The organism is Nitrosomonas sp. Is37 (genome assembly GCF_033063275.1).
GTDB lineage: Bacteria > Pseudomonadota > Gammaproteobacteria > Burkholderiales > Nitrosomonadaceae > Nitrosomonas.
Genome location: NZ_JAWJYP010000004.1, coordinates 106,262 through 121,405, shown reverse-complemented (window position 1 = coordinate 121,405; position 15,144 = coordinate 106,262). Strand labels below are relative to the sequence as shown.

Here is a 15,144-nt window from a genome sequence, read left to right as displayed (position 1 = left end):
GTTGTTTCTAGTCTATGGATTATCGCAATAAGGTATTGCGATAATCCAAATCTAACTGACAAAGCCTTGATTCTCAATGATTCGTGCTCTTTTGTATTTTGGATTCAAAAGCTAATAATTCTGGCATGAGAAAATTTTTATTCAGTTTATTTCTGATCTGTTCCATGAAATCGCTTGTAGCTGGTCAAGGGGAAGATTTTTTGGCGATGCGAGAGGCTTTCAGGACAGGGGATGCCACACGTGTAACATTTTACGCAAGAAACTTGCAGAATCATGTGCTTGCACCGTATGTAGAATACTATCAATTGCGTTTATATCTGGGAACAACTGATATTGGCACAATTAGAGCATTTCTTGCGCGTCACCACGATAGCCTTGTTGCAGATAGATTGCGTGGAGACTGGTTAAGAATTCTTGGAAAAAAGCAACACTGGGCATTGTTTGCGGAAGAATATCCAAAGTTGAACAATAAAGATGATGATCTCATCTGTTACTCTCTACAGCAGCGTTTAGCTGCGAGAGATAGAGAAGCATCGGATCAAGCCCGATTACTTTGGTTTACTGAGCGTGATATGCCTGATAGCTGTACTTCCATATTCAATATATTGGTTACTACAGGGCAAATATCGTCGGAAGATATTTGGTCTCGAATCAGATTAGCACTAGAGGCAGGGAATACGAGAGTAGCAAGGCATATTAGCCGCTATTTGCCAGTTAACCAAGTACTAAACGAGCAGAGACTCAAGGAAATAGCCAGAGATCCGCAACATTATCTGGAGAAATACCAGCATGACTTTAGATCCCGGGTTGATCGTGAAATTGCATTGTTTGCTCTCTCCCAGCTACTGCGTAGCGGGACGAATCAGGCTTATGCGCGCTGGCACAAAATACACAAGCAGTTTCCAGAATCCGATCAATCCTATTTTTTGAGTACTCTGGCATACCGGGCAGCCCTTAAGCAAGATCCACGGGCCCTGGGTTGGTTTCTGGATGCTGCAAACAGCAAGCGGGTTTACCCCCTTACAGAGGCTAAACTTGCCTGGAAAGCTCGGGTTGCACTTCGAGAGGGAAAATGGGATCTCGTTATGCAATGTATAGAGAGTATGCCTTCTGCTATGCAGCAAGCTGATGTATGGCGCTACTGGAAGGCGCGGTCGTTAAAAACTAAAGGCGAACTAGTCGCGGCTAATGAAATTCTTGCACCGCTTAGCCATGAGCATAGCTATTATGGGCAGATGGCAAAAGAAGAGTTGGGGGTTATGTTTAGTGAACCAGCTGCTAATTATCAATCCAGCATGCAAGAAATCAGTGATATGCAGCGGGTGCCTGGAATTCAGCGTGCACTTGCGCTGTACCAGCTCAATCTGCGCGTGGAAGCAAATCGTGAGTGGGTTTGGACAATCCGTAATTTTAATGACGAGCAATTGTTGGCTGCTGCAGAGGTAGCCTATCGCCATGGTTTATATGATCGTGCGATCAATACAGCTATCCAGACTGTATCGCAGCATAACTTCAATTTGCGTTACCTTGCACCCTACCGTGAGCAGATGAGGGAAGTATTGCGATATCAAGAGCTTGATGAAGCATTTGTATATGGTCTGATCCGCCAGGAAAGCCGCTTTATCGCTGATATCAAATCGAGTGCTGGCGCCATGGGTTTAATGCAGTTAATGCCGGCCACTGCAAAATGGGTTGCAGGAAAATTGGGTATGCAGAATTTTCACAATCATCTTGTTACTGATATCAATACCAATCTCCGGTTAGGGACTTATTATTTAAAGCATGTATTAACTTTATTTAATAATCAACCGCTATTGGCTGCAGCTGCTTACAACGCAGGACCTGGTAGGGCCAAGCAGTGGCGCGATGATATGAGACCATTGGAAGGGGCAATTTATGCTGAGACTATTCCTTTCAACGAAACGCGTGATTATGTCAAAGTAGTCTTAAATAATTCAATGTATTATGCGAATAACTTTGGTCACCAGCCTATACCCACATTAACGCAACGCTTAGGAACCGTTTCTCCTAAGCAATAATCGTTCTTTTTATGAAGATTTATCGAGTAGGTGGTTCAGTACGTGATGAATTGCTGGGACTGCCGGTAAAAGATCATGATTATGTTGTTGTGGGTTCTAATCCGGAAGAAATGGTACGGCTTGGTTTCCGCCCTGTCGGTAAAGATTTTCCAGTTTTTCTTCATCCTCAAACTCAAGAGCAGTATGCATTAGCGCGTACAGAACGCAAGATTTCACGTGGCTATAAGGGTTTCGAGGTCTTTGCTTCCCCAGAGGTGACATTACAGGAAGATTTAGTCCGGCGTGACCTGACGATTAATGCAATTGCCAAGGATCAAAATGGAAATATTATCGATCCATTTAATGGAATTGCTGATCTTGAGGCGGGTGTGTTACGTCATATCAGTCCAGCTTTTGTGGAAGATCCGGTCCGGGTGCTGCGCGTTGCCCGTTTTGCTGCACGCTTTGGTTTTCATATTGCCCCTGAGACGCTAGATTTAATGAGAGAAATGGTGCATAACGGAGAAGCTGAAGCACTCGTGCCAGAGCGGGTATGGCAGGAAATCGCACGTGGACTGATGGAACATCACCCTTCCCGGATGTTTTATGTTCTGCGTGAATGCAGTGCGTTGTCACGCATCATTCCTGAGGTTGATGCGTTATTCGGTGTTCCTCAGCCAGTACAGTCTCATCCAGAGGTTGATACTGGTGTGCATGTCATGATGGCTATTGATTATGCAGCATCACGTCGGTATTCATTGGCTGTTCGTTTTGCTGCGCTTACTCACGATCTTGGTAAGGGAACAACACCTCCAGATGAATGGCCGCGGCATATTGGACACGAAATGCGTAGCGTAGCATTGGTGAAAGATCTGAGTGAGCGTATTAGAATTCCTAAGGAAGAACGTGATTTAGCATTACTTGTTGCTCGCTTCCATGGGGATGTGCACCGCGCTGAGGAGCTACGTTCTGCAACGATTGCCGATATGTTGCAGGCAATGGATGCGTATCGTAAACCAAATCGTTTTGTAGCATTTCTCGAGGCTTGTGCTTGTGATTTTCATGGTCGCCCAGGCTATGCTGATAAGCCCTATCCGCAATTTGAACGATTAATCAAAGCATTTACCGTCGCGAGAAGTGTTGACGCAGGTGCCATTGCTGTTGAGCTCAAGCGCAGCGATGTGGATCCGGCTGATTTGCCTAAGTTGATCAATGCTAGGGTACGTGAGGCACGTATTGCCGAAATAACGAACTGTTTTAGCTAATTCCATTTCCAAGTCAAACATGACGCAAAGGCGAACCATAGGCAGTATAAATAATACGGCAAGGGGAAACTGACAAAATCAGGTTTGATTTAGAAGTGGAATAGCCTGGAAACCGCGATCAGATGAGATAAAAACTTCCTGGTTTAATCGTCCCACGCTAGTAAGTATTTTTACTTTGTGTATGGGTTAATAGTTCTGCTTGACCATTGGAAAGAATAAAAACACGATCAGCAGCATTGATGACTGCAGGTTGATGGGATACTGCGACAATCGTGTAATCTCGCGCTAATTTTTGCAATGTTTCACAAATTGTTTTTTCACTTTCTGGGTCGAGCGCACTGGTTGGCTCATCAAGCAGCAGCAGGAGTGGTTGATGAGCCAATGCTCGAGCAATCGCGATGCGCTGACGCTGCCCACCAGAAAGCATACCCCCTCGCTCACCTACAATTGTTTGTAATCCTTCTGGAAAAGTACTGACAAAATCCCAAGCGCCAGCCTGTTGTAGCGCCCGCTCCGCATCAGCAGAATTAAGTGCAGGTGCGCCCACAAGTACATTGTTGAGTATTGTGTCATGGAGTAGCACTGTATCCTGAGATACATATCCGATTAAATGTCGCCACAGTCGCAGATCAATATTATGTAATGCAACGCCATCTATGAGAATTTCGCCAGACCTAGCTTCTGCAAGTCCGCATAACAGGTCAAGTAAAGTACTTTTACCCACACCAGAAGAACCGATTACTGCAGTAAAGGTTTTAATCGGTATATCAATATTGAGGTCGTTGAAAATAGACTTCCGATCATAATCAAAGGCAATATGACGAAGGCTGATACCTTGTTGAAGGGTTGGTGCCAAAGTACCGGTTGTTCTTTCAGCAGCAGCCTGTGCCTCTTCAGACGCTGTGCGCAGCGCCCAATAAGCACTTTCTTGAACTGTCAGTTGCTGGTAACGGCGTTGTATTTTATTGAGTAGACCAAGCATACGGGTTAACAAGAAAGCCATAACCATCACTTCTGGCAGAGAAAGATTCCACACAACTAAAGCGAGATATAAACCACTTGCTGTCAGTGTTGCGAGTATGGGTTCCTGTAACGCAAGTAATGCAGCCCTGCTGATAACTTCTTTGCGAGTGGCTTTTTCTAGTTTACACGATTGATCATGTAAAATTGCATCAGCCACATTGTCCCGTGCCATTGCCTTTAAGGATTTCACCGAACTTAACACATCGGATAAATAGCTCAATAAATGGCGCAGTAAGTGAGTTTGCTTCGTTCCTGCCCGTCGAGTCGCACGTACCAACCGATGCAGTACGATAAACAAGATGACTCCAATAAGGAGAGAGCCGATGGTTGCCTGCCAGGAAATGAATAGTGCAACAATAACATGTACGAGGGCCACAACGGATAACGCAAGTATATCGACGCTATGCTCAAAACCGTTTGCCGCACGATAAGCTTCTGTAGCAACCGAGTTGGCTAGTGCTCCAACCGGTTGACGTAGATAATATTGCCAGCGACTGGCAAGTAACGCTTCAATGAGATTTAAGCGCAGTGCAGTTGCGACATGTGCAACGGTATAGCCTACCTCTCGGTTCGTAAGAAGCAGGATCACTCCCTTAATAAGCATACCACTAACAATGATCAGCAAGATGATATCAATAGTAGGTTCAATACCAATACGTTGTAGGCTTTGAACCATGAATTGACCCATACTGGACTCATCTGTCTCGCCCACTGCGACGGAAAGAAGCGGGAGTAACGCTGTCAGGCTAAGCGCTTCGGCGACCCCTGCTAATAATAGAGCAATCAGTACGAATGCGCTGCGTCGGGGGAAAACCATAATATAGGTAAGTAATGTGCGCATAGACTGATTTCTTTGTTTTACCTAATTTTTATTTGACTGAGGGTTTGATGGCGCTGATAAATGCAACTGCAATAGATATATCAGTAATCTTAAACGTACGATGCTTCTTTCTTTGTAATAAAATGCTGATAAGAAATTATGATATTTCGTTTTAGAAATTTTATTATTTAGTTGAAATGTGACTCGGCTGATAGCAGACTCGAAATCTTATGCATTTTACGTCATTATTTTATATTAGTAATTCATTTCTCATTTCGATGCTCATTAGGGGGTAATTCGATCACTCCTTCAAATACTGTGGTTGCAGGACCAGTCATAAACACGGGTTGATCTTTTCCTTCCCACTGTACCCATAAATCACCGCCATGGGTACTGACTTTGACTTTAGATGCCAGTAGACCGCGTTCAATACCCGTGACCACTGCAGCGCAGGCACCTGTGCCGCAGGCAAGTGTTTCGCCCGCTCCGCGTTCATAGACTCGCAATTTAATGTGACGACTGTCGATGATTTGCATGAAACCTGCATTGACACGTTGAGGAAAGCGGGGATGCGACTCCATCAGTCTACCATCTGTCGATACCGCGGCATCTTCGATATCGGGTACAATCTGAACGGCATGGGGGTTGCCCATGGAAACAGCACTAATTTCTATTTGTTTATCATTGACGTTGAGTGTATATGTCAGGTCACGTTTCTCAACTAAAAAGGGAATATCTGCAGGTTCAAATCTAGGAATACCCATATTGACGGTCACTTCACCGTTTATTTCCAATCTGGGGAAGATTAAGCCGCCTGCTGTTTCAACACAAATTTCTCTCTTTTTAGTTAAACCATGGTCATGCACAAAACGTACAAAACAGCGCGCACCGTTCCCGCATTGTTCTACCTCACTGCCATCCGCATTAAAAATCCGGTAACAGAAATCTGCATTGCTGGTTGCTTTTTCAACTATCAACACTTGATCGCAGCCGATTCCAAAATGGCGATCGGCTAGCCAGCGAATGTTTTCAGGGGTAAGTGGGATCGTTTGGTTGATGCCATCAATGACCACAAAATCATTACCTAACCCATGCATTTTGGTAAATTTTAGTTTCATATAATTTTTCCATTGATTGTGATTTTAATAACCCTAACGGGTTTAATCCTGCCTCATTTAGATCGAGAGGTTAGCACGGGACTATCGAATTGATGTGCCATTACTTGCGGAGGGCAATTTCTTCTGTCAAATGGTAAAAAGTATCATAGGCATGAAACTTTGATTCAAGGCTGCAGCCTAATTCTCCTCGAGCAATGAAACAATAAAAATAAAGATACAAATAAATATACCCTTTGGAGAAATGATTAATTTTTTTTATTTAAAGTAGCATTGTGGAATTAGGAACAGTGAAAGCATATTGAGTTTATCTTACTTAAACTATTTTAATTAGGAAGAGTATTTTGATCCGTGTTTATAACCATTACATTTCTAAATTTACGATATTACTTATTAGCATAGAGATATGCTTGCTAATGATTGTTTTTTTCTTGGGGATCGGTGTTCGTTTTCATTATTTGGAGATTTCTTTCATTGATTTGCTACTTTCTTACTTGCCGGGAGCCATTGTTTTTATTTTTGTAATGATTACCTGTATGGCTGCGATGGGTATGTACCAGCAAGATTCAAGGCTGGATATTGAATCTACATTATTGCGTTTGATGCCATCATTAGCCATGGGTTTTGCAATCATGACTCTGATTTTTTATCTATTTCCGGAATTATATCTAGGTCGTGGGCTGTTGGCGATAGTGATATTACTCGCGTTATTATTAATTCTTATAACACGTATGATCTTTTTCCGATGGCCTAATCTGGAAGTTCTTCGGTCACGTGCTCTAGTGCTTGGAACAGGAAGTGTGGCGGGAGAGCTTTTGAGTTTAGCAGAAGATAACTCAATTTTACGTAATATAGATATTGTTGGTTTTGTTCCGTTTTATGAGGAAGATCGTCATGTACCTGCTTCGGTAGTATTGTCAAAACATAGCTCATTGCCATATCTGGTTAATCAGTACGATGTTAGCGAGATAATCATTGCAACACAGGAACGGCGAGGAGGAGGATTTCCTATTCAGGAGTTATTGGAATGTAAGATGCATGGTATTGAGGTAACGGATATTGCTACTCTCTTTGAACGTGAGCGTGGTCAAATTCGTATGGATTCACTTTATCCAAGTTGGTTAGTGTTTGGTGGTGGTTTTGATCAAAGTTTTTTTAGAGCTACGATTAAGCGTATTTTTGATTTGCTTGCAAGTCTACTACTTTTAATTGTAACACTACCAGTCATGTTACTGACGGTCATTCTTATTTTAATGGAAGATGGTAGACCTGTTTTCTATCGGCAGGAAAAAGTGGGAAAAGGGGGGAAGACCTTCCTGGTAATTAAGTTTCGCAGTATGCAAAGCGATGTGGAAAAAAGTGGTCAGCCGCAATGGGCGGTAACAGACGATCTTCGTGTTACTAAAATTGGGCAGATTATTCGGAAATTAAGGATAGATGAACTCCCTCAGATTATTAATGTGCTCAAAGGAGAAATGAGTTTAGTGGGACCTCGCCCTGAAAGGCCTTATTTCGTCGATATGCTTATTGGGGAGGTGCCCTATTACAATGTTAGGCATAGTATTAAACCTGGAATGACCGGATGGGCGCAAGTACGTTATCCGTATGCCTTTTCGGTAGAAGACGCAATCGAGAAGCTGCAATATGATCTCTACTACGTAAAAAATCACAGCTTATTTCTTGATCTCATCATACTTATAAACACTGTGGGTGTTGTTCTTTTGGGTAAAGGTGGCAGATGACAATCAAGTACTATTTCTATAATGTGGGCAACAATTACTGCGGTTAGCTATGCCACAACAGCTGTGGCTTATTTTTTCTTATTTGTCCTTTTGCTGGCGAATTGGCGTGGACACTTGTATGGGACGTTGCTGGCAATTGTTTGTATAGTTTCTGCTTTTTGGGCTGCAGCTATCGCAGGCCAATTATCCTGGGGTTTTTCATCAACTTTTCTTGTAAAAATTCTTGAAATTTTGCGCAATGCAAGTTGGTCTATATTCTTGATAGCTTTACTGAATCCTTTTCAGCAGAGGAAAGAAAATTCTGTTCCTCTGAGGATAAGGCCAGCCGTAGCAACCATAATGGTGCTTTATCTTATTTTTTTCATACTGTCTATTTTTTTTGATAGAAATAATGGCGTCGGATTTGCTCCACTTGGTCAACCCACTTCTTACAGCACCTTTTTTACAGGTGTGATAATGGCCGTAATTGGGATAGTTCTCGTTGAGCAATATTACAGAAACATGTCATCTGAACAACGCTGGAGGATAAAATTTATCTGCCTGGGGATGGGGGGTATTTTCGTATATGATTTTTACTTATTTAGCGATGCACTATTGTTTAGAAAAATAAATGTTGATATATGGGTTGCTCGAGGGTGGATAAACGCTTTGATTGTTCCTTTGATCGCACGCTCGGTTGCCCGTAATCCAAAGTGGATTGTAGGAATTTCCATATCACGGCATGTTTTGTTCTATACGTCTACCTTACTGGGTGCTGCCATATATTTACTTGTGATGGCGGCTGTCGGTTACTACCTCAGGCTTTCCGGTGGGGTTTGGGGAGGGATTTTACAGCTCACTTTTTTATTTGGCGCTGTTCTGCTTCTTATAATTTTACTATTTTCTGATACCCCTCGTTCTTGGCTTAAGGTATTCATTAGCAAGCATTTTTATAGCTCTAACTATGATTACCGTGAAGAATGGTTACGTTTTACACGAACTCTTTCAGAGGGTGAACTGGAACTAAGAGTGCGTGCAATCAAAGCGCTTGCTCAACTAGTGGAAAGTCCTGCAGGTGGATTATGGTTTAGACAGGAAAATGGAAGATATCATTTGATTGCTGGCTGGAACATTTTTCTAAAAAATGAAATTGTCGAAGCTGACAACAAATTTTGTAAATTTTTAGAAGAAAAAGCATGGGTGATTGATTTACGGGAATTTTACTCCGACCCAAGGAAATATTCAGCTTTGGTGCTACCAAATTGGTTATCTGACATTCCAAAATCTCGATTGATTGTGCCATTAATTTTGCATCGGGAATTGCTGGGATTTATCGTATTGATTGAACCTAGGAGTGCTATTAATTTAAATTGGGAAGTTAGGGATTTATTAAGGGTGGCGGGTACTCAGGCATCGAGTTATTTAGCACAATACGAAGCTACTAATGCACTCTCAATTGCACGTCAATTTGAATCTTTCAATCGTATGTCAACTTTTGTCGTGCATGATATCAAGAATCTAATTTTTCAATTATCTTTGTTACTTTCAAATGCTGAAAAGCATAAGGATAATCCTGAATTTCAGGAAGATATGGTTGAAACGGTGAGTTTTTCGGTAAGTAAAATGAAACGGCTGCTTGAAAAATTAAGCACTGAAAATCAATCTGAAAAATCGGAAATTCTTTCTGTTGATCAATTATTACAGCAAATCGTGGAGAGAAAATCCTTCAATATGCCCAGGCCTACGCTTGAAATTACTAATTCAGGTTTGATGGTAAAAGCTGATTATTCTCGCCTTGAGAGAGTGATTAGTCATCTAATTCAGAATGCAATTGAAGCTACTCCTAAGAATGGGCAAGTTTGGGTTCGACTCTTAGAAAAAGATGATTCTGCTGTGATAGAAATCGAAGATACTGGGCATGGCATGAGCGAACAATTTATTCAGAAAAAGCTATTTAAGCCTTTTGAGTCTACTAAAACAGCTGGTATGGGTATCGGTGTTTTTGAGAGTAAAGAATATATTAACGAACTCGGAGGGCAACTTGATGTTATTAGTCAGGAATCAGTAGGAACAACTTTCTCGATTATTTTGCCACTTTCTCAAAAAATATCAGGAAAATAAGATTATTATTTTCTAAGATTAATTGTGCTCTTTCTCTTATAGAATCTAGTGTTTAATTGCAAAAATAAGTTATTTTATTATCTTAGTTAACCAGTTGTTTTTTATAGATATAAACCTCAGAAAGCTTGTAATGAATTAATGCAATTAAACACTAGTTCAGTTTTTCGTTCTTTTTGATAAGTGCTAATAAACTTCATTTGATATCACGCGTATTGCTCTTTGGGTGGTAATGAACATGTCGAAACGTTATACAAAAAGATGAAAGCAAGTAGTAGCCAGAAAAAATTACTCATAATTGAAGATGATCTTGGGTTGCAGAAACAATTGCGCTGGAGTTTCGATAATTATGATATTTCCGTAGCTGCAGACCGAGAAAGCGCACTTGCACAAGTTCGTCGACATGAGCCTGCGGTCGTTACCATGGATCTCGGTTTGCCGCCAGATCCTGACGGTGCTTCTGAAGGATTAGCTACCTTACAACAGATACTTGCACTTGCACCAGATACCAAAATAATCGTTTTGACAGGTAATCAGGATCATAGGAATGCCTTAAAAGCAATTGAATTGGGTGCGTATGACTTTCATCAAAAGCCTTATGATCCCAAGATGCTGAGTTTAATTGTTGATAGAGCCTTTTATTTGTATGGCTTGCAACGTGAAAATCGCAATCTGCTACTTTCTCAGTTGGATTCTCCAATTTCTGGAATTATTACGCGTGATCCGGACATGATTAAAATGTGTCGTAACATTGAAAAAGTTGCGACCTCAGATGCTACAGTTATGTTACTAGGTGAAAGCGGCACAGGTAAAGAAGTCCTGGCTAGAGCACTTCATCAGCATAGTGCTCGCAAAGAAGGACGTTTCATAGCAATAAATTGCGCTGCTATCCCTGAGTCTCTGCTTGAGAGCGAGTTGTTTGGTTACGAGAAAGGGGCTTTCACTGGGGCAGTTAAGCAAGCACCAGGTAAAATTGAGTTAGCTCAAGGAGGCACTTTCTTTCTTGATGAAGTAGGAGATTTACCGATATCGTTGCAGGCAAAATTACTGCGTTTTCTTCAGGAGCGAGTGATTGAGCGTATTGGAGGGCGAGAAGAAATTTCCGTAGATGTACGTGTTGTCTGTGCAACTCATCAAAATCTTAAGAAGCTGATTGAAGAAGGTCGTTTTCGTGAAGATTTATTTTATCGGTTGGGTGAGATTCCCATTAAAATTCCTCCTCTTCGCAAGCGAGTAGGGGATACAGTACTGCTAGCGCATCATTTCAAGAATAAGTTTTGCGAAAAAGAGGGACGTCATTCACTGAGCTTTAGTCAGGAAGCGTTGACTGCAATTGAGACTTACCATTGGCCAGGTAATGTTCGTGAAATGGAGAATTATATGAAGCGCATCGTTATTATGGCAGAAGGACCGCAGATTACTCCGGCTGATTTAGGATTTCAGGAGTCAGAAATTCTATCGGAACCAATGAACTTACGTGAGGTTCGTGAAAGGGAAGAATGTAAAGCCGTGGTTAGAGCGCTAGCGAAGGTAGACGGTAATATTGCAAAGGCAGCCGAGTTGCTCGGTATTAGCCGTCCAACTTTATATGATCTAATGAATCGACATGGCCTCAAATGAGTAAGCTAGAGTTATTTTAAGATAATGGATAAATTGTTTATTACTCCTTAAATTTTAAAATCCTTGCTAGGGGTTCAGTAAATCTCTTCCCTTTAGTCGAAAGATGATATCTTGTCTGAATGAAAGATTTTTATAAGTATGGAAGCCATGTAGGGTAGGCAATACACTTCATCATATGTATTGGGGTATGGCATTTGCGCGAACTTTACTACGGTAGCATTTGTGAGCAAGAGAGTATTAGTTACATCAAAAATGATAATACCCCAGATGATGTTAGAAGGAGTATTTCAAGAATCAGAAGCCACAGTAATCGGATGATGATTTTGAAGGTGAAATGACGAAGCTAACGCCTGAATAATCGATTAATCCAGCTTTGAGCTGTAACCCGAGGTTACCGTCTTTTAGCCAGTAGAGTATTCACAATGCCGCATCTATTTCATGAATTGGTTTTTAATACTGCAAATCGTGGTGTTATTACTGAAGCGCTTGTGTATCAGCAGCAGAGATTGGATTATGCCACCCTGGCCCAAGAAATTGAGCTTGCAGCCGATGCTTTGCTGGCTTTGAGATTGGGGCGAGGGGAGCGTCTTGCTATTTATCTTGAGAAAAGATTTGAAACAGTAATTGCCATGTTTGGTGCTTCCGCAGCGGGGGGTGTTTTTGTGCCAATCAACCCGTTGCTTAAAGCAGCCCAAGTAGCTTATATCCTTAAAGACTGTAATGTGAGGATATTAGTCACATCAGTTGATCGATTCAATTTACTAATATCTGTTTTATCCGAATGCCATGATCTTCATGCAGTAATCGTTGTGGGATCAGCAGAAAATTTACCAGTCATTCCAGGTATGCATGTGATTTGCTGGCAAGAAGCCATGGCCATGCCAAGATCAATCCATCCGTATCGGTGTATTGATAGTGACATGGCTGCAATCTTGTATACTTCGGGGAGTACAGGCAAGCCCAAAGGGGTAGTACTTTCCCATCGTAATCTGGTCACTGGGGCAAAAAGTGTTTCCCAATACCTAAAAAATAATCAGGATGATCGAATTCTATCAATACTACCGCTCAGTTTTGATTACGGCTTGAGTCAATTGACGACTGCTTTTTATGTTGGGGCAACCAATGTGTTGATGAATTATTTGTTGCCGCGCGATATTATCGATGAAGCAATCCACGAAAGCATCACTGGTCTTGCGGCTGTTCCTCCACTGTGGATTCAACTTGCTCAGTTAAAGTGGGAAAAGGTTACATCACTGCGCTATATAACTAACTCGGGAGGAGCAATGCCCCGAGCAACGCTTGATAAACTTCGCTGTGCCCTCCCCAATACTAGTATATTTCTGATGTATGGTTTGACAGAAGCATTTCGTTCGACATTTTTGCCGCCGGAGGAAGTAGACAAACGTCCCGACTCTATTGGCAAGGCGATACCCAACGTTGAAGTATTGGTGCTGCGCGAGGATGGTTCGCAATGTGCGCCAGGTGAGCCTGGAGAATTAGTGCATCGCGGACCATTAGTATCCATGGGCTACTGGAATGATGCTGAGAAGACAGCAAAATATTTTAAACCGCTTCTTCTATGCCAATCTGGTTTGACCATTCCAGAAATAGCTGTATGGTCGGGTGACACGGTACGTATGGATGAGGAAGGCTTTTTATATTTTATAGGTCGTTGCGATGACATGATCAAAACTTCGGGCTACCGAGTAGGCCCTGCTGAAATTGAAGAAATTATCTACTCAACGGAGTGTATTGCCGAAGCAGTGGCAATCGGTGTGCCGCACCCCACTTTGGGTCAGGCAATTATTGTGGTGGCGATACCGCTTGACGGGGTTCATTTGGATCCTGAGACATTGCTATCAGTCTGCAAACGACATCTTCCCACTTTTATGGTGCCGAGTTTAATAGAGCTACGGCAAGGGCATCTACTACGTAATCCAAATGGCAAAATTGATCGTAAAAGTATAGCTCAGGAATTTCTACATACCTTTATGCCAGTAGAAATATGACGGCTATGCGTCCAAAACATGTTCCTATGACGCAATATCCTGTGCGGGATAATTGTCTTCATATTGGGGGTATTTCTCTTATACGACTCACCCAACGAGTAGGTAAGACCCCTTTTTACGCTTATGATAGACGACTGATTACTGAACGTGTCAGTTTGTTGCGTCACTGTCTGCCTCAAGAGATTCATCTTCACTATGCGATGAAAGCCAATCCTATGCCTGCTGTTGTTCAGCATTTGGCTGGGTTAGTGGATGGCATTGACGTGGCTTCTTTCGGGGAAATGAAAGTTGCATTAGACACGATAATACCTCCCGACAGGATTAGCTTTGCAGGTCCCGGAAAAAATGAGCATGAGCTTGCTTGCGCCATTGCCGCAGGTATTGTTATTAACATGGAATCTGAGCGGGAATTGGAGCGTATCGCGACGCTAGCTGAACAGATGAGTATTTGTCCTAAGGTAGCTGTTCGAATTAATCCAGATTTTGAGCTTAAATCTTCTGGAATGAAAATGGGCGGGGGAGCAAAACAGTTTGGTATTGATGTAGAACGCGTTCCTGCTATGCTTACTCGTATAAGCAAACTAGGATTGGATTTAGAAGGATTGCATATTTTCTGTGGATCACAGAATCTTAAAGCAGAAGCTATCCAGGATACCCATGAGAAAACGTTGCAGTTAGGTTTGCAACTTGCACAAGTCTCGCCTGTTCCGATTCGCACATTGAATATCGGAGGAGGTTTTGGGGTACCTTATTTTCCGGGTGAAAAGCCGCTCGATCTTGTTGCGGTGGGAAAGAATTTACAACGTCTATTATCTGAAGTGAAACGGGAGTTGCCCGGAACTCGCTTTGTGATTGAATTGGGACGCTACATTGTAGCAGAAGCGGGTATTTATGTATGTCGTGTATTAGACAAAAAATTATCAAAAGGACAGGTGTTTCTAGTGACAGACGGAGGGTTGCATCATCATCTCGCTGCTTCAGGAAACTTTGGTCAAGTCATACGTAAAAATTATCCTGTGATTGTTGGCAACAAAGTGGAAACTTCTGAAACAGAAATTGCATCCGTAGTGGGTCCATTATGTACACCACTTGATTTGTTAGCAGACCAGATGGAATTGTCCAAGGCAGATATTGGAGACTTAATTGTCATATTCCAATCTGGTGCATATGGTCTAACAGCAAGCCCAACAGCCTTTCTAAGCCACCCTGAGCCGCTAGAAGTATTAGTTTAATCCAGATTTTCCATACAGAGCTTTTACGCTGACGAAATGGACGCGGACCTTGACTGGTAAATCGAAAATTTTTGTCCTTTCATAATCCTTACATCCAAATCGGATACTGCACATTGTCATAGCTAAATTTAAAATGTGTTTTCGACTTTTGGCAGTGTTATAACTGATTCATACAAAAACAAATAAACAAACGCTCTGGATAG

At 42.0% G+C, this 15,144-nt stretch carries 9 protein-coding genes; 7 read left to right on the top strand and 2 right to left on the bottom strand.

What is annotated here, in order from left to right; translation table 11 throughout:
* Positions 1–164 precede the first annotated feature (164 nt).
* Positions 165–2,039 carry a lytic transglycosylase domain-containing protein gene (locus R2Q26_RS03275; RefSeq protein WP_317534959.1) on the top strand — a complete coding sequence of 625 codons (1,875 nt, stop codon included), beginning with the start codon at positions 165–167 and terminating at the stop codon, positions 2,037–2,039.
* A gap of 11 nt (positions 2,040–2,050) precedes the next feature.
* Positions 2,051–3,283 (top strand): multifunctional CCA addition/repair protein, encoded by a 1,233-nt coding sequence (locus tag R2Q26_RS03270; RefSeq protein WP_317534958.1) that lies wholly within the window; start codon positions 2,051–2,053, stop codon positions 3,281–3,283.
* A gap of 157 nt (positions 3,284–3,440) precedes the next feature.
* On the opposite strand, the gene R2Q26_RS03265 is transcribed toward R2Q26_RS03270, so the two are convergent.
* Positions 3,441–5,147 carry an ABC transporter ATP-binding protein gene (locus R2Q26_RS03265; RefSeq protein ID WP_317534957.1) on the bottom strand — a complete coding sequence of 569 codons (1,707 nt, stop codon included), beginning with the start codon at positions 5,145–5,147 and terminating at the stop codon, positions 3,441–3,443.
* Positions 5,148–5,389: 242 nt separating this feature from the next.
* The gene (gene dapF / locus R2Q26_RS03260; protein ID WP_317534956.1) at positions 5,390–6,244 is read right to left on the bottom strand and encodes a diaminopimelate epimerase; all 855 of its coding nucleotides are present in this window, start codon (positions 6,242–6,244) and stop codon (positions 5,390–5,392) included.
* 341 nt (positions 6,245–6,585) lie between these two features.
* Between dapF and R2Q26_RS03255 the strand changes: the two genes are divergently transcribed.
* The 5 genes from R2Q26_RS03255 to R2Q26_RS03235 all read left to right on the top strand — a co-directional run bounded on the left by R2Q26_RS03255 (position 6,586) and on the right by R2Q26_RS03235 (position 14,941).
* Entirely contained in the window at positions 6,586–7,983 is a 1,398-nt protein-coding gene (locus R2Q26_RS03255; RefSeq protein WP_317534955.1) for a TIGR03013 family XrtA/PEP-CTERM system glycosyltransferase, read from the top strand.
* 21 nt (positions 7,984–8,004) lie between these two features.
* On the top strand, positions 8,005–10,083 hold the full coding sequence (prsK, locus tag R2Q26_RS03250) for an XrtA/PEP-CTERM system histidine kinase PrsK (RefSeq protein WP_317534954.1): 2,079 nt from the start codon (positions 8,005–8,007) through the stop codon (positions 10,081–10,083).
* A 258-nt stretch (positions 10,084–10,341) separates the two neighbouring features.
* On the top strand, positions 10,342–11,700 hold the full coding sequence (gene prsR / locus R2Q26_RS03245) for a PEP-CTERM-box response regulator transcription factor (RefSeq protein ID WP_317534953.1): 1,359 nt from the start codon (positions 10,342–10,344) through the stop codon (positions 11,698–11,700).
* Between the two features lie 422 nt (positions 11,701–12,122).
* On the top strand, positions 12,123–13,709 hold the full coding sequence (locus R2Q26_RS03240) for an acyl-CoA ligase (AMP-forming), exosortase A system-associated (RefSeq protein ID WP_317534952.1): 1,587 nt from the start codon (positions 12,123–12,125) through the stop codon (positions 13,707–13,709).
* Between the two features lie 5 nt (positions 13,710–13,714).
* Positions 13,715–14,941, top strand: a complete 1,227-nt coding sequence (locus R2Q26_RS03235; protein ID WP_317534951.1) for a pyridoxal-dependent decarboxylase, exosortase A system-associated — start codon at positions 13,715–13,717, stop codon at positions 14,939–14,941.
* Positions 14,942–15,144 lie beyond the last annotated feature (203 nt).

What these genes read in the sequence shown, in the direction of transcription:
- R2Q26_RS03275 (WP_317534959.1), top strand. Translation starts at nt 165, where the DNA reads ATGAAATCGCTTGTAGCTGGTCAAGGGGAAGATTTTTTGGCGATGCGA.
- R2Q26_RS03270 (WP_317534958.1), top strand. Translation starts at nt 2,051, where the DNA reads ATGAAGATTTATCGAGTAGGTGGTTCAGTACGTGATGAATTGCTGGGA.
- R2Q26_RS03265 (WP_317534957.1), bottom strand. Translation starts at nt 5,147, where the DNA reads ATGCGCACATTACTTACCTATATTATGGTTTTCCCCCGACGCAGCGCA.
- dapF (WP_317534956.1), bottom strand. Translation starts at nt 6,244, where the DNA reads ATGAAACTAAAATTTACCAAAATGCATGGGTTAGGTAATGATTTTGTG.
- prsK (WP_317534954.1), top strand. Translation starts at nt 8,005, where the DNA reads ATGTGGGCAACAATTACTGCGGTTAGCTATGCCACAACAGCTGTGGCT.
- prsR (WP_317534953.1), top strand. Translation starts at nt 10,342, where the DNA reads ATGAAAGCAAGTAGTAGCCAGAAAAAATTACTCATAATTGAAGATGAT.
- R2Q26_RS03240 (WP_317534952.1), top strand. Translation starts at nt 12,123, where the DNA reads ATGCCGCATCTATTTCATGAATTGGTTTTTAATACTGCAAATCGTGGT.
- R2Q26_RS03235 (WP_317534951.1), top strand. Translation starts at nt 13,715, where the DNA reads ATGCGTCCAAAACATGTTCCTATGACGCAATATCCTGTGCGGGATAAT.